14 protein-coding genes and 1 pseudogene are annotated in these 19,206 nt (G+C 71.6%); 3 read left to right on the top strand and 12 right to left on the bottom strand.

Translation table 11 applies throughout. The annotated features are described in order from the left end of the window. Positions 1–242 precede the first annotated feature (242 nt). Together ACFZBP_RS37600 and ACFZBP_RS37595 are read left to right on the top strand one after the other, a co-directional pair. A complete protein-coding gene (locus tag ACFZBP_RS37600) occupies positions 243–2,153 on the top strand; it encodes a polymorphic toxin-type HINT domain-containing protein (protein WP_391420240.1) in 1,911 nt (636 codons plus the stop codon). After that, positions 2,143–2,475 (top strand): hypothetical protein, encoded by a 333-nt coding sequence (locus ACFZBP_RS37595; RefSeq protein WP_391420238.1) that lies wholly within the window; start codon positions 2,143–2,145, stop codon positions 2,473–2,475. Before ACFZBP_RS37600 ends, ACFZBP_RS37595 begins: the two co-directional genes overlap by 11 nt. A 22-nt stretch (positions 2,476–2,497) precedes the next feature. Here ACFZBP_RS37595 and ACFZBP_RS37590 read toward each other — a convergent pair. From ACFZBP_RS37590 to ACFZBP_RS37580, 3 genes and pseudogenes are all read right to left on the bottom strand, one after another. After that, a pseudogene (locus tag ACFZBP_RS37590) lies at positions 2,498–2,659 on the bottom strand (respiratory nitrate reductase subunit gamma); the annotation flags it as partial. A gap of 40 nt (positions 2,660–2,699) precedes the next feature. Then, complete coding sequence (locus ACFZBP_RS37585) at positions 2,700–5,144, bottom strand: SpoIIE family protein phosphatase (RefSeq protein ID WP_391420236.1); 2,445 nt, start codon at positions 5,142–5,144, stop codon at positions 2,700–2,702. Positions 5,145–5,276: 132 nt separating this feature from the next. After that, positions 5,277–7,352, bottom strand: a complete 2,076-nt coding sequence (locus ACFZBP_RS37580) for a SpoIIE family protein phosphatase (protein WP_391420234.1) — start codon at positions 7,350–7,352, stop codon at positions 5,277–5,279. A 141-nt stretch (positions 7,353–7,493) separates the two neighbouring features. On the opposite strand from ACFZBP_RS37580, the gene ACFZBP_RS37575 reads away from it, so the two are divergent. Next, positions 7,494–10,868, top strand: coding sequence for a pyruvate carboxylase (locus tag ACFZBP_RS37575; protein ID WP_391420232.1), 3,375 nt, complete (start codon positions 7,494–7,496; stop codon positions 10,866–10,868). 77 nt (positions 10,869–10,945) lie between these two features. Here ACFZBP_RS37575 and ACFZBP_RS37570 read toward each other — a convergent pair whose 3' ends face one another. The 9 genes from ACFZBP_RS37570 to ACFZBP_RS37530 form a co-directional block, all read right to left on the bottom strand. Beyond that, positions 10,946–11,458 (bottom strand): hypothetical protein, encoded by a 513-nt coding sequence (locus ACFZBP_RS37570; protein ID WP_391420230.1) that lies wholly within the window; start codon positions 11,456–11,458, stop codon positions 10,946–10,948. Between the two features lie 316 nt (positions 11,459–11,774). Next, a complete protein-coding gene (locus tag ACFZBP_RS37565; protein ID WP_391420228.1) occupies positions 11,775–12,473 on the bottom strand; it encodes an FCD domain-containing protein in 699 nt (232 codons plus the stop codon). A gap of 157 nt (positions 12,474–12,630) precedes the next feature. Beyond that, positions 12,631–13,632 (bottom strand): proline racemase family protein, encoded by a 1,002-nt coding sequence (locus ACFZBP_RS37560; RefSeq protein ID WP_391420226.1) that lies wholly within the window; start codon positions 13,630–13,632, stop codon positions 12,631–12,633. Positions 13,633–13,634: 2 nt separating this feature from the next. Next, positions 13,635–14,540: a dihydrodipicolinate synthase family protein gene (locus ACFZBP_RS37555; RefSeq protein ID WP_391420223.1), complete on the bottom strand. Its 906-nt coding sequence runs from the start codon at positions 14,538–14,540 to the stop codon at positions 13,635–13,637. Between the two features lie 160 nt (positions 14,541–14,700). Beyond that, positions 14,701–16,134: an FAD-dependent oxidoreductase gene (locus ACFZBP_RS37550; RefSeq protein ID WP_391420221.1), complete on the bottom strand. Its 1,434-nt coding sequence runs from the start codon at positions 16,132–16,134 to the stop codon at positions 14,701–14,703. Beyond that, complete coding sequence (locus ACFZBP_RS37545; RefSeq protein ID WP_383458256.1) at positions 16,115–16,402, bottom strand: (2Fe-2S)-binding protein; 288 nt, start codon at positions 16,400–16,402, stop codon at positions 16,115–16,117. The genes ACFZBP_RS37550 and ACFZBP_RS37545 overlap by 20 nt, the downstream gene beginning before the upstream one ends. Beyond that, entirely contained in the window at positions 16,399–17,574 is a 1,176-nt protein-coding gene (locus tag ACFZBP_RS37540; protein ID WP_383458259.1) for an NAD(P)/FAD-dependent oxidoreductase, read from the bottom strand. Before ACFZBP_RS37540 ends, ACFZBP_RS37545 begins: the two co-directional genes overlap by 4 nt. Positions 17,575–17,643: 69 nt before the next feature. Continuing rightward, entirely contained in the window at positions 17,644–18,156 is a 513-nt protein-coding gene (locus ACFZBP_RS37535) for an NUDIX domain-containing protein (RefSeq protein WP_391420218.1), read from the bottom strand. After that, entirely contained in the window at positions 18,153–19,079 is a 927-nt protein-coding gene (locus ACFZBP_RS37530) for a hypothetical protein (protein ID WP_391420216.1), read from the bottom strand. The genes ACFZBP_RS37535 and ACFZBP_RS37530 overlap by 4 nt, the downstream gene beginning before the upstream one ends. Positions 19,080–19,206: the final 127 nt, after the last annotated feature.

Below are 19,206 nucleotides of genomic sequence, written 5' to 3'. Positions count from 1 at the left end.
CTCGGTTGGCCGTCCATGGACGACTTGATCTGGCCCCGTATCGCTCCTTTTAGAGGGTTAAAGAAGCGCTTATGCAGCGTCTGTTTGGGGCGCACTTACATGAATCCGCAATTACTTCGCATGGCATGAGTTAAGGTGCATCCGACCAATGGCTACGCGCCAGTAACAAGACAGTCGATCTGTCACGGGGAACGAAGGCCGGACTCGTCGGAGGACACCGACGCGGGCCGGTCAAGGAATGCATGTACGACAAGTTCACAGCAAGAATGGCGACGTTCGTCGTCGCACTGGCGATCCTGTTCACCACGGGTGTGGGAGCCGCCGACCGGTCCGCCGCCGCCACGGCAACCGCGACCGCAACAGCCACAGCCACGGAGCAGAGCCGGGTGGAGCGGCTGGCGGAAGTCGTGCGGAAGGTGTCGCAGTACGCGAACTGCGACCGTCTGCCGCTGCTCCAACGGCCCCGGTGCCTCAAGGAGTTCGCCGGAAAGGCCGTCAAACTCGGTGCCGGGGTCGGCGTCTTCCTGTTCATCTCGCAGGACGCCATGCGGGACCACGGCGCGAGCTTCAAGGAGCTCGACAAGAACCTCAAGGCACTGCACGACCTCAAGCCGCTGGAGTTGGTGGATCCCGGCTCCACCCCTGATCCCGCCCAGCAGATGAAGCTGCTGGAACAGGCCGTGAAGACCTCCAAGAGCGCCAGGCCCCACCTCGACAAGCTGGGAACCAACCTGGCCAGGGCGGACGACCTGCTCGGCGATCAGAACGACTCGCTGCTCGCGCTCACCATCCTGACCGTCGCACTCGGCGACTACTTCCCGGACTACACGCCCCCGAAGTACCCCGACGCGAAGCCGATCTTCGACTTCGAGAAGGACCTCGCCGAGCTCAACGCCGCGTTCGACCAGATGAACGAGGGCTTCGCGCAGATGGACCGCGGTCTGCGGGAGATGAACGCGGGCGTCGCGGAGGTCAACAAGGGTCTGGCCCAGGCCAACAAGGGCATCTCCAAGGCCAACAAGGGCATGAAGGAGATGAACGACGGCATCGCCCAGGCCAACAAGGGAGTCAAGGAGGCCAACAAGCACGTACCCGGCATCAAGAAGGGCGCGGAGAAGCTCCGCGACATGTCGGGCCTCGACTTCGACTTCTCCGGCATCGGGGACGCGTGGGGCAGCGGCTCCTCGCTGCTCGACGACGCCGCGCAGCAGCGCCGGATGTCACTGCTGCTGGACCTGCTGCCCGGCGTCGGCGACGGCAAGGGCGTCGTCGAGGCGATCGTCGGCAAGGACGTGGTGACCGGGCAGAAGCTCGGCACCAAGGAGCGGGTCCTCGGCGGTCTGTCGGTCCTGCACTGGCTGCGGGCCGGCGACCGGCTGCTGACCGCCGACGACGTCAGGAAGTCCCGCAAGGGCGAACAGGCCGTCAGCTGCAACAGCTTCCCCACCGGCACCGCGGTGCTGATGGCGGACGGCTCGACGCTGCCCATCGAGCAGGTACGGGTCGGCGACCGGGTCCTCGCGGGCGATCCCGGCACCGGCGGTACCAGCGCAGAACCCGTCACCGCCCTCATCACCGGCCAGGGACAGAAGAGCCTCGTCGACGTCACCGTACGCACCGACGACGGCACCGCCACGGTCACCGCCACCGAGGGGCACCCGTTCTGGATCGACGACCTCGAGGCGTGGGCCACGGCCGGGCAGCTGGAACCGGGCGCCTGGCTGCGCACCAGTGCGGGCACGCGCGTCCAGGTCAGCGCCGTCAAGGCCTGGACGGCCCAGGACCGGACCGTCCACAACCTCACGGTCGGCGACCTCCACACCTTCTTCGTGCTGGCCGGCGGCACGCCCGTCCTGGTGCACAACGCGAACGGGTGCGGCGTATGGAAGTCCGAGTTCGACCGCCTTCCGAAGGGGAAGCAGTCACACGTCAGGGAGATGTCGAGCATCGCGGACATGCGCCGGGCCTTCGAGAAGTGGACCGCGGGCGCCGAGCGGCTGCCGGCCCGCGGACCGAAGATCCCGGAGGTCTACAAGCTTGCGGACGGCACCGTCATCCAGTGGCGCACGTCGTCCCGGTCCGGCGGCGAGACGATCGACATCTTCCCCGTCACCGGCAAGGGAATGAAGGTGCATCTGCCCGATGGACAGTGAGGCCATCGTCCGTGAGCTCCTCGTGGAGGGGCTCGACGACTGGGTGCCGGTCGACCGGCTGGTCGGACTCGCACGGGAGGAGAGCGAGCGGTCGGGCACCGACTTCCGCTCCCTCGCGGTCCGGCTGCTCGGCGACCTGGTGATGGACGGCCTGATGGACGTCGGCGAGATCGGCGACACCGGCTTCGAACCCTGGGCCGGTGACGCCGGCACCGTCCTGGCCCGGGCCGTGGCCGCGCTCGACCAGGTCGGCTGGAGGCCCGCGGGCGGCGTCTGCTGGCTCGCGAACACCCCCGAGGGGGACCGCACGGCACCCCGGTGACCCGGGTTCCTACGTGTACCCCCTAGCGGTACCGACCACGCGCCGCGCCCCCGGAGACCCCGGGCGGCGCGGCGCCGCGCGAGCCGTAGACGACGTAGGGGCGGGTCAGATAGCCGAACGGCGCGGTGAAGGCGTGGACGAGACGGCTGAACGGCCACAGCGCGAACAGGGCCATGCCGAACAGGGGCCGGCGGACGAGTCCGGGGCAGGCCGGCCATCCGGGGTCAGACACCCGGCTGCTTCTGGGCCGACAGCGGTTGCTCGGCCCAGATGGTCTTCCGGTTGCGGCCGTAGCGCGTGCCCCAGCGTTCGGAGAGCTGGGCCACCAGGAACAGGCCGCGGCCGCCTTCGTCCGTGCCGCGGGCCTGGCGCAGGTGCGGGGAGGTGCTGCTGGTGTCGGCGACCTCGCAGATGAGTTGGCCGTCGCGGATCAGACGGAGCTGGACCGGGCCGCCGGCGTACCGGTAGGCGTTGGTGACCAGTTCGCTCACGATCAGTTCGGTGGTGAAGGACAACTCCTCCAGCCCCCACTCGGCCAGCCGGTCCCGGACGAGCGTGCGGGCCCGGCCGGCCGCGGTCGGTTCGGCCGGCAACTGCCAGGTGGCCACGTTCTGCGCCGCCAGCACCCGGGTCCGGCCCAGCAGCAGCGTCACGTCGTCGGCGGGCCGGTCCGGCAGCATCGCGTCCTCCACCGCCTTGCAGGTGTCCTCCAGCGAATGGAAGGGGCCGGCCAAGGTGGAGCGCAGCAGGGCCAGCCCCTGGTCGATGTCGCGCTGGCCGGCCACGAGGAGGCCGTCGCTGTACAGGGCGATCAGGCTGCCCTCGGCCAGTTCCAGCTCGGCCGTCTCGAACGGCAGCCCGCCCACGCCGAGCGGCGGCCCGGCGGGGAGGTCGATGAGGCGGACCTCGCCGTCCGGACCCAGCACGGTGGGCGGCGGATGGCCCGCGCGTGCCATGGCGCAGTGCCGGGAGACCGGGTCGTAGATGGCGTACAGACAGGTGGCGCCCACGATCTGGGGGGTGTTCGCGTCGGTCTGGCGTTGCTCGGTGGCCAGCTGGTCCACCAGGTCGTCGAGCCGGGCGAGGACCTCGTCCGGGGCCAGGTCGAGATGGGCCAGGGTGCGCACGGCGGCGCGCAGCCGGCCCATGGTCGCCGAGGCGTGCATGCCATGGCCGACGACATCGCCGACGACCAGGGCGACCCGCAGGCCCGACAGCGGGATGACGTCGAACCAGTCGCCGCCGACGCCGGTGGAGGCATGCGCCGGCAGATAGCGGCGCGCCGTCTCGACCGCCGGATGCTCGGGCACCTCGCTCGGCAGCAGGCTGCGCTGCAGGGCCTCAGCGGCGTTGTGCTGCTGGGTGTAGCGCCGGGCGTTGTCGATGCAGACCGCGGCCCTCGCGGCGAACTCCTCCGCCAGTGTGAGGTCGTCCTCCTCGAACGGCTCCTGTCGCTGCGAACGCCACAGACAGACCAGGCCGAGGACCAGACCGCGCGCGGCCAGCGGCACCACCATCAGTGAGTGGACGCCTATGGCGCGCGCCGCCGCGGCCCGTTGCGGTTCGGCGACGAACCATCCGTGGGTGTCCTCCAGAAGGGGGTCGAGGACCGGACGCCGCTCGGCCAGACAGCGGGCCGGTGCGGTCTCGTCGGGGAAGAAGAACAGATGGCCCTCGGGATGCATCAACTCCAGCGCCGCGGGCAGGACGCTGCGCACCGCCATCCTGCGCAACGGGCCCCTGGCGTCGGGAGCCGGCTCCTCCCCGCGCGGCACCGGTTCCAGCAGGTCCACCGAGAGCGCGTCGGCGAGCGCGGGAACCGCCGCCTCGGCCAGCTCGCGTGCCGTCCTGGCCACGTCCAGGGTGCTGCCGATCCGTGCACCCGCCTCGTTGAGGAGCGCGAGGCGCTGGCGGGCCCGATGGCGGTCGGTGACGTCCTCGACGATCTCGGTGACGCCCAGCACCCTGCCCGACGGGTCCTGCATACGGAACGCGGAGATGGAGATGACCAGCTCCCGGTGCGGGTCGTGCAGCAGCCGGCTCTGCTGCTCGGCGAAGATCACGGGGCGGCCCGTCTCCAGAACCGACCGGAGCTTCGCCTCCGCCTGTGCCGCGTCGGGACCGAACAGGAACTCGGGAGCGCGCCGCCCGCGGTACGCCTCGGGCGGCAGTCCGCCGAACCGCGCGACGGCCTGGTTCACCCGCAGGATGCGCAGGTCCGGGCCGAGCACCACGACTCCGACCGGGGATCGCCGGAACAGGCCGTCGAGCACGGCCCGGTCGATCTCCCACTGAGCGATGTCCTCGGCGAGCGAGCCCACCAGGAGCCACTCGACGGTGGAGTCCAGCCGCCGCACCCGACGGGCCCGGAACCCCACGTACACGCGGTGGCCCCCGCCGTGCCGGACCGGCAGCAGCCCGAACCATCCGCCCTCACGCAGGCAGGTGGCGGTCGCCTCGGCAATCGTGTCCCGGTCCTCGCTGTGGACCAGGACCTCGCGCACGGGCCGGCCCAGCACGTCCTCGGCCCGGTGCCCGAGCAGTGCGGTGGCCTGGTCGCTCCATGCGACGATCCGGCCGCGGCCGTCCAGCACGGCCGACGCGGAGCGCAGGATCGAGAACGGATCCTCCGGGCTCTCGCTGAGCGACGTCGGGGATGTGTCGTGCATCGCCCACCCATCTCGCGCCGTGCGCGGGGCTCGTCGTGCGGCGCCCTGGGGCGCTCCCGCGTCCCGCATCCCTGCCTTCGCGGTGACTCCCTCCCAGTATCGGTCGGGTGGGCACAGCGCGCTTCGCCAGTTTCACCGGGGCAGGGTCCGGGCGAGGAGCACCGCCACGTCGTCGTCCGCCACCTCGGGCATGACATGGGCGAGGAGGCCGTCGCAGATCTGGTCCAGCGGACGGCCCGGGTGCCGCAGGGCGTGCGCCAGACGGCGCATGCCCTGGTCGAGGTCGGTGCCCCGGGTCTCGATCAGACCGTCGGTGTAGGTCACCAGGAGGCTGCCCGGCGCGAGGAGCACCCGCTGGACCTCGCTGTCCTGCCGGCCCACGCCCAGCGGCGGCCCCGCGGCACCGTCCAGGAAGGCGACCTCTCCGCGCGCGTCGGCGATCACGGGCGGCGGGTGGCCCGCCCGGGCGATCACACAGTGGCCGGTGGCCGGATCGTGCACGGCGTACAGGCAGGTGGCCATCTCGTTGTCCCCCAGGTCCGCCACGGCGCCGTCCAGGGCGTGCAGCAGCTGGTCCGGTGGGGTGTCCCGGCGCGCCAGGGTCCGTACGGCGGTGCGCAGCTGGCCCATCACCGCGGCCGCGTGGATGCCGTGCCCCATCACGTCCCCGATCACCAGGGCCGTCCGGCCGCCCGACAGGGCGACGGCGTCGAACCAGTCGCCGCCGACCTCGTGATCGCCGGCCGGCAGATAACGGCCGGTGAGCTCCAGTCCGCTGACCGTGGGCAGGGAGGGGTTCATCAGGCTGCGCTGGAGGGTGAGCGCGGCGTCGCGCTCGCGGCTGTACATGCGCGCGTTGTCGATGTTCAGCGCCGCCCGGGCGACCAGTTCGTCGATCAGCAGCGTGTCCTGGTCGTCGAAGGGCTCGCGCTCACGGGTCCGCGTCACCACCACCGCGCCGAGGACGGTGCCCCGGGCCACCAGGGGGACGAGGCGTGCCGAGCCCACCCGGGCGTACAGGAAGTCGCGCAGCCGGTCGGCGCCGCGGTCGGGGATCAGCCGGCCGATGTCGCTCAGGTAGAGGTTCAGCGGCCGGCCCGCGCTGATGACCTCCTCGTACACCGAGTCGGGCGGCACCTGAACGGTCATGCCGACCGCGAGGTGGTCGGCCGGAGCGGCCGGATCGGTGAAGGTCACCGCGGCCCGGCGGACCACCCCGTGCGCCGACGCGGCGGTCTCGTCCGGGGCCATCGCCTCCTCCAGCAGCTGCACGTCGGCGGAGTCGGCCAGCCGGGGCACCAGGACGCGGACCACCTCCTGGGCCGTCTGTGTGAGATCCAGCGTGGAGCCCATCTGGGTACCGGCCTCCGCCAGCAGCGCGAGCCGCTGCCGGGCCCGCTCCGCCTCCTGGTGGGCCCGCTGGCCCTCCGTGACGTCGATCAGCGAGGCGATCACGCCCACCTGCCGGCCGGACCCGCCGAGCAAGGGGGCGTAGGAGCAGGACCACGTCCGGGTCCGCTGCGGGTCCGACGCGCCGGAGGTGTAGCGGTAGTCGACCACCGCCTCGCCCCGGTCCAGGACCTGGCGCATCACCGACTCCAGCGCGCCGGCGCCGGGGGCGATCTCGGTCACCCGCCGGCCGACGTGCTCGGCCACCGGGACGCCGTCGATCCGCGACAGCGCCTCGTTCACCCGGAGGAACCGCAGGTCGGGGCCGAGCATGGCCAGACCGATCGGGGACTGGGTGAAGAGGCCCTCCAGCGCGGCCAGCGCGTCCCGCATCCGCTCCACGGCGGACGTCTCCGCCGCGATGGCCAGCATTCCCATACGTCCGCGCGCGTCCGCGATCGGACAGTGCCACATCTCCATGTCGACGACGGACCCGTCGCGATGCCGCACCGGCAGCCGGGCCACCACGGCCGCCCCCGACTGCACCCGCCGCCCCAGCTGATCGGCCAGCTCCAGGTTCTCCTCGGGCACCAGGACGCGCCGGGCGTCCTGGCCCACCATCTCCTCCGGCGTGTGACCCAGCAGGTCCTGCGCGGCCAGCGACCACTGCACCAGACGCCCCTCGGCGTCGACCACCCAGAGCGCGAGCGGCAGCAGGTCCTGGAACACCCCGGCATGCCCGACCGCGTACGTGCGCCGATCAGGCGTTTCGCCGATCGCATCGGGGGCACGTGCACCGCGGTGACTCGCGCTGGTCATCAGGGCACCTCGCTCCACCACCCTTGACCACAGGAGGCTCAAGGACAGCGTAGGCCGCAAGTGGCCCGGCTCACATGGCGTGAGCGAGGCACCGCCGACACCATTGGGTGATCCGTCACCGGCAGGCTGAAGGGATCAAGGATGTTCCGCAAGGTGCTGGTAGCCAACCGCGGCGAGATCGCGATTCGTGCGTTCCGCGCAGGCTACGAGCTGGGGGCGCGCACCGTCGCCGTCTTCCCGCACGAGGACCGCAACTCCCTGCACCGGCTGAAGGCCGACGAGGCCTACGAGATCGGCCGGCCCGGGCATCCGGTGCGGGCCTATCTCTCCGTGGAGGAGATCGTCCGCGCGGCCCGCCGCGCGGGAGCCGACGCCGTCTACCCGGGGTACGGCTTCCTGTCCGAGAACCCCGACCTGGCCAAGGCCTGCGAAGAGGCGGGCATCACGTTCGTCGGACCGAGCGCGGACATCCTGGAGCTGACCGGGAACAAGGCGCGCGCGGTCGCCGCGGCCCGGGCGGCCGGCGTGCCGGTGCTGGGTTCCTCGGCACCCTCCACCGACGTGGACGAGCTGGTCCGGGCCGCCGAGGAGATCGGCTTCCCCGTCTTCGTCAAGGCGGTCGCGGGCGGCGGCGGACGCGGCATGCGCCGCGTCGAGGACCGCGCCCAGCTGCGCGAGTCCATCGAGGCGGCCTCCCGCGAGGCGGCGTCCGCGTTCGGCGACCCCACGGTCTTCCTGGAGAAGGCCGTCGTCGAGCCCCGCCACATCGAGGTGCAGATCCTCGCCGACGGCCAGGGCAACGTCATCCACCTCTTCGAGCGGGACTGCTCGGTGCAGCGCCGCCACCAGAAGGTGATCGAACTCGCCCCCGCCCCGAACCTCGACCCCGCTCTGCGCGACCGCATCTGCGCCGACGCCGTGCGCTTCGCCGAACAGATCGGCTACCGCAACGCCGGCACCGTGGAGTTCCTCCTCGACCGTGAGGGCAACCACGTCTTCATCGAGATGAACCCCCGCATCCAGGTCGAGCACACGGTGACCGAGGAGGTCACCGACGTCGACCTGGTGCAGTCGCAGCTGCGCATCGCCGCCGGCGAGACCCTCGCCGACCTCGGCCTCGCCCAGGAGAGGGTCACCCTGCGCGGTGCCGCCCTCCAGTGTCGTATCACCACCGAGGACCCCGCCAACGGCTTCCGCCCGGACACCGGCCGCATCAGCGCCTACCGCTCACCGGGCGGCTCGGGCATCCGCCTCGACGGCGGCACCACCCACGCCGGTACGGAGATCAGCGCGCACTTCGACTCCATGCTGGTGAAGCTCACCTGCCGGGGCCGGGACTTCGCCACCGCGGTCGGCCGTGCCCGGCGCGCGGTCGCCGAGTTCCGCATCCGCGGCGTGGCCACCAACATCCCGTTCCTCCAGGCGGTCCTCGACGACGCCGACTTCCAGGCCGGCCGGGTCACCACGTCGTTCATCGAGCAGCGCCCCCACCTGCTCACCGCCCGCCACTCCGCCGACCGCGGCACCAAGCTGCTCACCTACCTCGCCGACGTCACCGTCAACAAGCCGCACGGCGAACGGCCCGACCTGATCGACCCGTTGACCAAGCTGCCCGCGCTGCCGGCCGGTGAGCCGCCGGCCGGGTCCCGGCAACGGCTCGTCGAGCTGGGCCCGGAGGGCTTCGCGAGCTGGCTGCGCGCCTCGCCGACCATCGGCGTCACCGACACCACGTTCCGCGACGCCCACCAGTCCCTGCTCGCCACCCGGGTGCGCACCAAGGACATGCTCGCCGTGGCGCCGGTGGTGGCCCGCACCCTGCCCCAGCTGCTGTCCCTGGAGTGCTGGGGCGGCGCCACCTACGACGTCGCCCTGCGCTTCCTCGCCGAGGACCCGTGGGAGCGCCTGGCCGCCCTGCGGGATGCCGCGCCCAACATCTGCCTGCAGATGCTGCTGCGCGGCCGCAACACCGTGGGCTACACGCCGTACCCCACCGAGGTGACCGACGCCTTCGTGCAGGAGGCCGCCGCCACCGGCATCGACATCTTCCGCATCTTCGACGCCCTCAACGACGTCGACCAGATGCGCCCCGCCATCGAGGCCGTACGGGAGACCGGGACGGCCGTCGCCGAGGTGGCCCTGTGCTACACCTCCGACCTGTCCGACCCGTCGGAGAAGCTGTACACCCTGGACTACTACCTGCGGCTCGCCGAGCGGATCGTCGACGCCGGCGCCCATGTCCTGGCCGTCAAGGACATGGCGGGCCTGCTGCGCGCACCGGCCGCCGCGAAGCTGGTGTCGGCCCTGCGCCGGGAGTTCGACCTGCCGGTGCACATCCACACCCACGACACCGCGGGCGGCCAGCTCGCCACCTACCTCGCCGCGATCCAGGCCGGCGCGGACGCGGTGGACGGGGCCGTCGCGTCCATGGCCGGTACGACCTCGCAGCCGTCGCTCTCCGCGATCGTGGCCGCCACCGACCACTCCGAACGGCCCACCGGCCTCGACCTCCAGGCCGTCGGCGATCTGGAGCCGTACTGGGAGAGCGTCCGCAAGGTCTACGCCCCCTTCGAGGCCGGCCTGGCCTCGCCGACCGGCCGCGTCTACCACCACGAGATCCCCGGCGGACAGCTCTCCAACCTGCGCACCCAGGCGGTCGCGCTGGGCCTCGGCGACCGCTTCGAGGACATCGAGGCGATGTACGCCGCAGCCGACCGGATGCTCGGCCGCCTGGTGAAGGTCACCCCCTCCTCCAAGGTGGTCGGCGACCTGGCGCTGCACCTGGTGGGCGCCGGCGTCTCCCCGGCGGACTTCGAGTCGGATCCGGACCGCTTCGACATCCCCGACTCCGTCATCGGCTTCCTGCGCGGCGAACTGGGCACCCCGCCCGGCGGCTGGCCCGAGCCGTTCCGCAGCAAGGCGCTGAAGGGCCGCGCCGAGGCCAAGCCGGTGCGGGAACTGACCGCCGACGACCGCGAGGGGCTGGCGAAGGACCGGCGCGAGACGCTGAACCGGCTGCTGTTCCCGGCGCCGACCCGCGAGTTCGACACCCACCGTGACACCTACGGCGACACCAGCGTGCTCGACAGCAAGGACTTCTTCTACGGGCTGCGCCCGGGCAAGGAGTACGCCGTCGACCTGGAGCGCGGGGTGCGGCTGCTGATCGAGCTCCAGGCCATCGGTGACGCGGACGAGCGCGGCATGCGTACCGTGATGTCGTCCCTGAACGGCCAGTTGCGCCCGATCCAGGTCCGCGACCGGGCGGCCGCCTCGGACGTCCCGGTGACGGAGAAGGCCGACCGGTCCAACCCCGGCCATGTCGCCGCGCCGTTCGCCGGCGTGGTCACCCTCACGGTGTCCGAGGGCGAGGAGGTGGAGGCCGGTGCCACGGTGGCCACCATCGAGGCGATGAAGATGGAGGCCTCGATCACCGCCGCGAAGTCCGGCCGGGTCGCCCGCCTGGCCATCAACCCCATCCAGCAGGTCGAGGGCGGCGACCTCCTGGTGGAACTCGCCTGAGCCAACGGCGTGTTGCCCCGCGCAGGTGAGGAACCTGCGCGGGGCGTCGGCGGGTTGACCGGCGGGGCCGAGCGGTGTCAGGCGCAGAGCACCCGGGTCTCCGGCGTGAAGACCGGGCCGCCGCTGGTGTTCGTCGTGTCGCTGAACTCGGCGTAGTAGTACGAGTAGAAGCCGATGTTTCCGTTGCAGCCCGAGTCGGCGGCGACCTGGAGGGTCAGCGTGACGGTCCGGCTCTGCCCGGGCGGGATGGTGGCCCCGTAGTTCGTGCCGAGGTTGCTCGGGCCGGTCCCGGCGCAGGGGGTGCTGCCCGAGGCCGTGGCGAGGGTGCAGCCGGTGAAGCTGTACTTGAGGTCGGGGCGCTGAGTGGTGAGCCAGGTGGGCTCGATCGTCTGGTAGACGAACAGGACGTCGTACGTCTTGTTGTTCGTCAGCGTCATGGAGAGCTGCACCGTGCCGCCGGGCGTCGTGGTGGCGGCGTCGGTGGCGAACGTGAGGCCGGCCGGCGCGGGGTCGGCCGCGCTCGCGCTGGGGGCCAGGCCGAAGAACGCGAGGAACAGACCGAGAACGGTGGTGAGACCCAGGCGTCTCATACGTGGTGATCGCATGGCCCGGGAGGTTAGGCAGGCGGGGCGGCTGCCGTCTGCCTCAGCAGGGGACCCGGGCGGGCGATCGGCTGAATGTGTGCCAGATGTGATGGTGCTGTGGCGGGCGTGTGAAGGTGTCGGTCGGGCGATATATGTGCAGGCACGCGGCGGGCCGGAGCGGCCGGTGAGAGCCACGCGGTGCGCGTCGCCCGCTCGGTGCCGTGTGCCGATATTGGCGTGATTCCGGATGTGCCGGGAGTCGGGGCGCGTCAACTGGTGCGGATGTTCTCGGGCATTCGTCGATTTCCGGCCTCGGTGGAGGTCAGCTGGGGTCCTCGGCGAGGTTCTTCTCGCTCCAGATCCCTCGTACATGGCCGATGTGACGGCGCATCAGGGCCTCCGCGCCGTCCGCGTCGCCGGCCTCGATGAGGTCGAGCAGTTCGGCGTGCTCGTGGGAGGAGTCGAACAGCGCGTCCCCGGCGGGGAGTTCACGCAGGCCGTAGATGCGGGAGCTGGTCCGCAGGGACCGCACGGTCTCCAGCAGGCGGGGGTTGTCGGCCAGTTCCAACAGGGCGAGGTGGAACTGCATGTCGATGGTGACGTGCGCGATGAAGTCCCGGCGCGCCGCAGCCTTCTCGATGCCTGCCGCGAGGGGGCGCAACTGCTTGACGGCCTTCGCGGACACGCCCTGTTCGGTGATGCGGCGGACCGTGGGCGGCTCGATGAGCGCCCGGAGCTCGGTGATGTCGTCGAGCTCCTTGGGCGAGAGCACCGTGACCCGGAAGCCCTTGTTGCGGACGACTTCGACCAGCCCCTCCTTGGCGAGGTCGAGCAGCGCCTCGCGCACGGGGGTGGGGGAGACGCCGAACTGCTCGGCGAGGCTGGGGGCGGAGTAGACGACGCCCGGTGCCATCTCGCCCGCGATGACAGCTCCGCGCAGGGTTTCGGTGATCTCCTGACGGAGGTTCCGGCGCCCACGGAACGAAGGCAGCTTCACGGTCGTGCCGTCGTCCGCGCTCATGGCTGGCTTCCTCACTGTCGGCGGGGGATCGTTCCACGCTCGACCTCGACCTGAGCGGTGGCTCGTTCATGCTAACCGGGTCGGCACTATGTGATGTATCGCATGGTTCCGCGCATGCCCCGCCGCCCTTCCTGCCGGCGGGGCATGCGCGGCGCGGTCACAGCTCGAACCCCTGCGGGAAGGGATCGTCCGGGTCGTACATGTACTGGGCGGTGCCGGTGATCCAGGCGCGGCCGGTGACCGTGGGGACGACCGCACGGTGGCCGGCCACCTCCGTCTCCTCGACGAGTTCGCCGACGAAGTGCGTGCCGATGAACGACTCGTTGCGGAACTCGCTGTTCAGCGGCAGCAGTCCGCGCGCGTGCAGCTGGGCCATGCGGGCGCTGGTGCCCGTACCGCAGGGGGAGCGGTCGAACATGCCCGGGTGGACGACCATCGCGTGCCGGGAGTGGGCGGCGGTCGACCCCGGGGCGGCCAGGTAGACGTGGTGGACGCCGTTGATCTCGGGGTTGCCGGGATGGACCGGGCGGTCCTGTTCGTTGATGGCCGCCATGATGGCCAGCCCCGCGTCCATCAGCCGGTTCTTGTGGGCCCGTTCGAAGGGGATCCCGAGGTCGTCCAGTTCGACGATGGCGTAGAAGTTGCCGCCGAAGGCCATGTCGTAGGCGACCTCGCCCCAGGGGGCTACTTTGACGGTCCGGTCCAGCGCGAGGGCGAACGAGGGCACGTTGCGCAGGGTGACCGCCTTGGCGGAGCCGTCCTCCACACGGACGTCGACGACGACGAGCCCGGCCGGGGTGTCCAGCCGGATCGTCGTGACCGGCTCCGCGACCTCGACCATTCCGGTCTCCACCAGGACCGTGGCGACGCCGATCGTGCCGTGCCCGCACATCGGCAGACAGCCGGAGACCTCGATGTAGAGGACTCCGAAGTCCGCGTCCGGCCGGGTGGGCGGCTGGAGGATCGCTCCGCTCATCGCCGAGTGCCCGCGCGGCTCGTTCATCAGCAGCCGGCGGATGTGGTCGAGGTTGTCGATGAAGTACCGGCGCCGGTCGAACATGGTGGCCCCGGGGACGACTCCGACGCCACCGGTGACGACCCGGGTCGGCATCCCCTCGGTATGGGAGTCGACGGCGTGGAAGACCCGGTTGCTGCGCATGGTCAGGCGAGTCCTTCCGCGATGGCCTTCTCGGTCGCGGTGCGCACGACCTTCTCATGCTCCGGGGTGAGCGGCAGACGGGGCTGGCGGCAGGGGCCGCCGTAGCGCCCGACGAGGTCCATGCTGAGCTTGATGGCCTGTACGAACTCGGTGCGCGAGTCCCAGCGCAGCAGCGGGTGCAGGATGCGGTACAGGGGGAGGGCGGTGGCGAGGTCTCCCTTTCCGGCCGCCTCCCACAGGGTGGCGCAGGCGCGCGGCAGGGCGTTGGGGTAGCCGGAGATCCAGCCAGGCGACCCGGCGACGGCCATCTCCAGGGCCAGGTCGTCGGTGCCGGCCAGGACGTCCAGACCCGGAGCGAGTTCGGTGATCCGGTAGTAGCGGCGGATGTCGCCGGAGAACTCCTTGACCGCGACGATCAGACCCTCGTCGAACAGCTCGGCGAGGAGCTCGGGGACCAGGTCGACCTTGGTGTCGTGGGGGTTGTTGTAGGCGACCACCGGCACGCCCGCCTTGGCGACCGCACGGTAGTGCGCCACGACCGCGCGCTGGTCGGCGCGGTAGGAGTTCGGCGGGAGCAGCATCACGGCCAAGGCACCCGCTTCGCCTGCCTGTTCGGCCCAGCGGCGGGCCTCGTCAGCGCCGTAGGCGGCCACCCCCGGCATCACTGTGAAGCCTTCGGGCGCGGCGGCCACGGCGGTGGTGACCACTCGCGCGCGCTCCTCGGCGGACAGGTTCTGGTATTCGCCGAGGGAGCCGTTCGGGGTGACACCGTCGCAGCCGTTGGCGGCGAGCCAGGCGACGTGGTCGGCGTAGGTGTCGAAGTCGACGTCCAGGTCGCCGTTCGGTGTCTCGCGCAGGGGGAGTGCGGTGGCGACGAGCATGCCGTGCCAGGGCTTCGCCCGGGTCATGAGTCCTCCACGTGTCGGTGATCCCACCATCGGGAGCCATCAGGGCCATCAGGGCCATCAGAGCCAGCGGGAGCCGGCAGGGGCCGGCAAGAACAGTGCAATATCACATTACATAGACCGGGAGTCCCTGTCACTGGTGACGTGGGCAAACCCGCAGTGATCAGAGGCTGTTGTCGTCGTCTCCGGCGGCTAGGGCGCCCAGGGTGAGGGGCTGCGCGACGGGGCGGGCGGCCATGCCGCGCAGGTCGTCGGCGGTGGGCTGCCGGTCGTGGGCGCCGGCGACCAGACAGGCGGTGGCGTAACCGCAGACACGGCCCTGGCACAGGCCCATGCCGGGACGGGCGTACAGCTTGACCGCGCGCGGGTCGCTCGCCCCGAGGTCGTCGACGGCCCGCCGGACGGTTCCGGCGGTGACCTCCTCGCAGCGGCAGACCGTGGTGTCCTCGTCCAGCCAGGTCTGCCAGCCGTCCGGCACCGGATACGCCTGGTGCATGGCCGCGGCGAAGGAGCGCTGAGCGGCACGTCGGCGCAGCAGCCGGGTCAGACGCCGACGGTCCACGGAGCAGCCGTTGGTCGCGTACGAGGCGTGCAGTCCCGCCAACTCCCCCTCGATCAACGAGAGTTGTGCGCCGCCCACACCGCAGGTCTCTCCGGCGACGTAGACGCCGTCGGCGGTGGCGCGCTGCCGGGAGTCGACGCGGGGGACGAGGCTGCCGTCGGCGTCCCGGGCCATCTCGCAGCCGAGTTGCAGGGGGATTTCGGTCTGCGGGGTGAAGCCGTAGCCGACCGCGACCGTGTCGCAGTCGATCTCGCGGGCGCTGCCGGGCACGACCCGCCACTGGTCGTCCAGCCGGGCGACGGTGGCACCGGTGACGGTCTCGGTGCCGTGGGCCGCGATGACGGTGCTGCGGGTGCGGTAGGGGACGCGGTGCTTGAGGAGGGTGCTCAAGTACCCGGCACCCTCCGCCAGTTTGGGCAGGTTGCGCAGGGTCGCGAGCGGGTGTCGGCCGAAGGCGGTGGGCAGTCCGGCCTCGAAGACGCCCACGACCGTGGCGCCGGCCTCGGTCAGGCCCGCGGCCACCGGGAGCAGGAAGGGCCCGGTGCCCGCGACGGCGATACGCTTCCCGGCCAGGACGCCCTGCCCCTTGAGGAGCGCCTGGACGGCTCCGGCGGTGAAGACCCCCGGAATCGTCCAGCCCGGGAAGGGCAGTTGACGGTCGTAGGCGCCGGTCGCCACGATCACGGTCCGGCTGCGCAGGGCGCGAGGGACGTCGTCGCAGGTGGTGTGAGTGGTGAAGCCTTCCTCGGTGCGCTCCACGTGCCAGATCGAGTGGCCGAAACGGTGGTCGAGCAGATGGTGTGCGGCCGACTCCCGCTGGAGACGCCGGAACTGGCTCCAGCCGTGGTGGAGGGCGCCGTCGTCGCCGTCGCGGTGACGCCAGTACTGTCCGCCCGGGCGCGGTCCCGAGTCGATCAGCACCGTACGGCTGCCCTGTGCCGCGGCGGCGACGGCCGCCGACAGGCCGGCCGGTCCGGCACCGAGAACGGCGATGTCGTATGGGGCGCCCGGCTGCTCAGCACGCGAGGTCGTCATGCCCCGCTCCCTCCTGGGTGGTGACGGTGTCGCCGGGCCGGGCCTCGACGAGGCAGGCACGGTGGTTGGGGCGGCCGTTGACGGTCACCAGGCAGTCGAAGCACACACCGATGCCGCAGAACACACCGCGCGGACGGCCTTCGATACGGGTGTGCCGCCAGGAGCGCCGCCCGGAGGCGATGAGAGCGGCGGCCACGCTCTGCCCGGACCGTGCCCGCACGGGCTCGCCGTCGAAGGTGAAGGTGAAGCTGAGCGGCGCGGTGGTCAAGGGGTCGCCTCCTCGAAGCGGTCCGGGCGGAACGGCGTCAGGTCCAGATCGGGTTCCGCACCGGACAGATGCCGGGCCAGCAGATGGCCGGTGGCGGCGGCCAGCCCGATCCCGGCTCCTTCGTGACCGCAGGCGTGCAGCAGGCCGGGTGCGCGCGGGTCGGGGCCGATGACGGGCAGATGGTCCGGACAGTAGGGGCGGAACCCGAGGTAGCCGCGCAGCAGGGAGATGTCGGCGAGGAACGGGAAGAGGCCGACGGCCTGGGCCGCCAGCCTGCGCAGCACCGGCAGGGACATACCGCGGTCGAAGCCGACCCGTTCACGGCTGGCGCCGATCAGGACGGTGCCGCCTCGGGTCCCCTCGACGACGACCGAGGTCTCCAGGCCCGCCTCACCGCTGGCGACGTTGGCCACGTACTCCGCGGTGTAGACCTTGTGCCGTACGACGCGCGGCAGCGGCTCGGTCACCAGGATGAAGCCCTTGCGCGGCAGCACCGGCACCGGGGCACCGGCGAGTTCGGAGAGCTGCCCGGCCCAGGTGCCCGCCGCGTTGACCACCCACCGCGCGTGCAGGACCGGGACGTCGGCGGAGTCGGTCCGCACGCCCGTGACCGCGCCCCGTCCGTCGCGCACGAAGCCGGTGACGCCCGTACCGACATGGACCGTCGCCCCGCGCAACCGGGCCCGGCGCAGGAGTTGGGCCGCGGCCAGGGTCGGTTGGACCTGCGCGTCCTGGGCGTAGAACGCCCCGCCGACCGCCTCCCGGGTGACGTTGGGCTCCAGCTCGAACAGCTCGTCCGCCCCGATGTCGACCGCGTCGACCCCTGCCGTCCGCTGTCCCGCCGTCAGGTGACGCAGCCCCTCGGCCGTCTCCCGCGAGCCGGCGACGACCACGCCGCCCTTGGCCTCGTACTCGATCGCACCCCGGCCCAGATCCTCACCGATCTCCTGCCACAGACGGGACGACAGCAGGGCCAGGTCGAGTTCGGGTCCGGGCTCCTTGTCGGAGACCAGGATGTTGCCTTCACACGCGCTGGTGGTGCCACTGCCGATGCCACCCCGTTCGACCACGACGACCCGCAGCCCGGCGGCCGTGCAGTAGTACGCACACGCTGCACCCACGATGCCCGCCCCGATGACCAGGACATCGGGGCAGGAGGTCGGCTGAGTCATGTCGGCATCATGTCATATAGCACTGTTGCGGACTCCGCTCTTGCGGCGAAGCGGGTCTCACCTGGTGCTTCAGGGGCGCGACTCGGCGAGGTAGCGGTGGAATGCCTCGCGGGCGTCGGGCACGAACGCCTCATGGCGGACCAGCTCGGCGAGTTCGAGGTCCGTCAACCAGTCGTGCCAGGCGATCTCTTCGGGGTCGGGTTCGACGGGTCCGGTGACGACCACCTCGTGCAGGCCGAGCCAGTACGGGCTGATCGCGCCCGCGCACGGGAACTTGAGCACGAACCTCGGGAACACCCGGACACCCAGTTCCTCCGCCAACTCCCGTGCGGCGGCCTCCTCGTAGGACTCGCCGACCTCTACGGCACCGCCGAGCAGCCAGTTGAACCCACCCGGGAAACGGGCGGCGTGGTCGGGGCGGCGGTGCACCAGAGTCCGTCCGGCGGGGTCGCGGCACACCACCGTCGCGATCCGGTGCGGCCACCCCTGGCGAATCGCCTCGCTCCTGCTGACGACGCCCACGATCTCGTCGTGCTCGTCGACCCGTTCGACAAGCTCCGAGGTGAGGTCGGCGGTCGTCATCCGTCCGCCTGCGCGGCATCGAGTCCGCTGCGCCACACCAGTGTTCCGTCGACCAGGCCGGGCTTGTCCCGAGTGGCCAGGGCCGGGGCTTCCAGCATGTCGGCGGTCTCTTCCAAGTAGGTGACCAGCGTGTCGAGTTCGTCGTCGCAGTGGTCGCCGTACCGGGACCAGCGGCCCAGGAAGCCCGTCTCGGTGTCCAGGTACAGCCCCGAGGTGCTGTCGTTCACGCCGTGGGAGACGAGCGGGATCCAGGTGGGCCCCCAGAAGGTGATCCGCTCGTCTTCGGGGCGATGGGCGTCGAGGGCGTCCTGGCGGGCCTGGGCGTCCATCCTGCGTCGGTGCTCGGCGACCACGGCGTCGAGGGACATGAGGACGTTGTTGCCCGGCAGACACCCTCGGCCGTCGCCCCCGTCGTCGCCCGCCGTCAACAACCACAGGACACACAGCTCGACCGGTATCCGAACGCCGAGTTCCTCTTCGACGGCGGCGATGGCGGAGGGCCCGGCACCAGCGCGCAGCGCGGCGGCGGAGTCGGGCGCGTTCTGCCGGAGCCAGCCCGTGATGCGTTGCCAGGCGTCGGCGACCTGCCGTACGGCAACCGCGCCGGCGGTGGGGTCGGCTGCCTGCGCTTGCTCCTGTTGCTGTGCGTCGTCCTCGTCCTCGGCGGGCTCGGCGACGGAGGCCGCGCTCACGTATCGGATCTGGATCCGGTCGGGCTCCCGGATGTAGCCGACGGCCAGGTCGGGGCAGTCCTCGAACGGGTCGCCGTCGACCATCACGGTGAGGATGCCGGGCAGTGGGGAGGGGCTGCCCATGTCCGGGTCGTCCGCCAGCCGGCCGGCCAGAACCTTCAGGGCGTACGGAACGCCGGCCCCGAGCCCGAGGGCGGTCTCGCGCAGGAAGGGAGGGATCTCGACGTTCACGGCCGGCTGCTCCTTGACGACGGGACGGAGGGCAGTGCCTGGCCGGTGCCCGGCGCCCCTGCACACGGTAGGACGCGCGCGACTCCGTACGGAGATGCCCGGGAGCGTGAACGGCTCCCGGGCATCA

The sequence above is a fragment of the Streptomyces sp. NPDC008086 genome, assembly GCF_042957325.1.
GTDB lineage: Bacteria > Actinomycetota > Actinomycetes > Streptomycetales > Streptomycetaceae > Streptomyces.
Note: the sequence above shows the minus strand (reverse complement) of the source record. Positions and strands in the feature narration are given on the sequence as shown.

What these genes read in the sequence shown, in the direction of transcription:
- ACFZBP_RS37550 (WP_391420221.1), bottom strand. Translation starts at nt 16,134, where the DNA reads ATGACGACCTCGCGTGCTGAGCAGCCGGGCGCCCCATACGACATCGCC.
- ACFZBP_RS37560 (WP_391420226.1), bottom strand. Translation starts at nt 13,632, where the DNA reads ATGCGCAGCAACCGGGTCTTCCACGCCGTCGACTCCCATACCGAGGGG.
- ACFZBP_RS37580 (WP_391420234.1), bottom strand. Translation starts at nt 7,352, where the DNA reads ATGACCAGCGCGAGTCACCGCGGTGCACGTGCCCCCGATGCGATCGGC.
- ACFZBP_RS37565 (WP_391420228.1), bottom strand. Translation starts at nt 12,473, where the DNA reads ATGAGCGCGGACGACGGCACGACCGTGAAGCTGCCTTCGTTCCGTGGG.
- ACFZBP_RS37555 (WP_391420223.1), bottom strand. Translation starts at nt 14,540, where the DNA reads ATGACCCGGGCGAAGCCCTGGCACGGCATGCTCGTCGCCACCGCACTC.
- ACFZBP_RS37540 (WP_383458259.1), bottom strand. Translation starts at nt 17,574, where the DNA reads ATGACTCAGCCGACCTCCTGCCCCGATGTCCTGGTCATCGGGGCGGGC.
- ACFZBP_RS37600 (WP_391420240.1), top strand. Translation starts at nt 243, where the DNA reads ATGTACGACAAGTTCACAGCAAGAATGGCGACGTTCGTCGTCGCACTG.
- ACFZBP_RS37570 (WP_391420230.1), bottom strand. Translation starts at nt 11,458, where the DNA reads ATGAGACGCCTGGGTCTCACCACCGTTCTCGGTCTGTTCCTCGCGTTC.
- ACFZBP_RS37575 (WP_391420232.1), top strand. Translation starts at nt 7,494, where the DNA reads ATGTTCCGCAAGGTGCTGGTAGCCAACCGCGGCGAGATCGCGATTCGT.
- ACFZBP_RS37585 (WP_391420236.1), bottom strand. Translation starts at nt 5,144, where the DNA reads ATGCACGACACATCCCCGACGTCGCTCAGCGAGAGCCCGGAGGATCCG.
- ACFZBP_RS37595 (WP_391420238.1), top strand. Translation starts at nt 2,143, where the DNA reads ATGGACAGTGAGGCCATCGTCCGTGAGCTCCTCGTGGAGGGGCTCGAC.
- ACFZBP_RS37535 (WP_391420218.1), bottom strand. Translation starts at nt 18,156, where the DNA reads ATGACGACCGCCGACCTCACCTCGGAGCTTGTCGAACGGGTCGACGAG.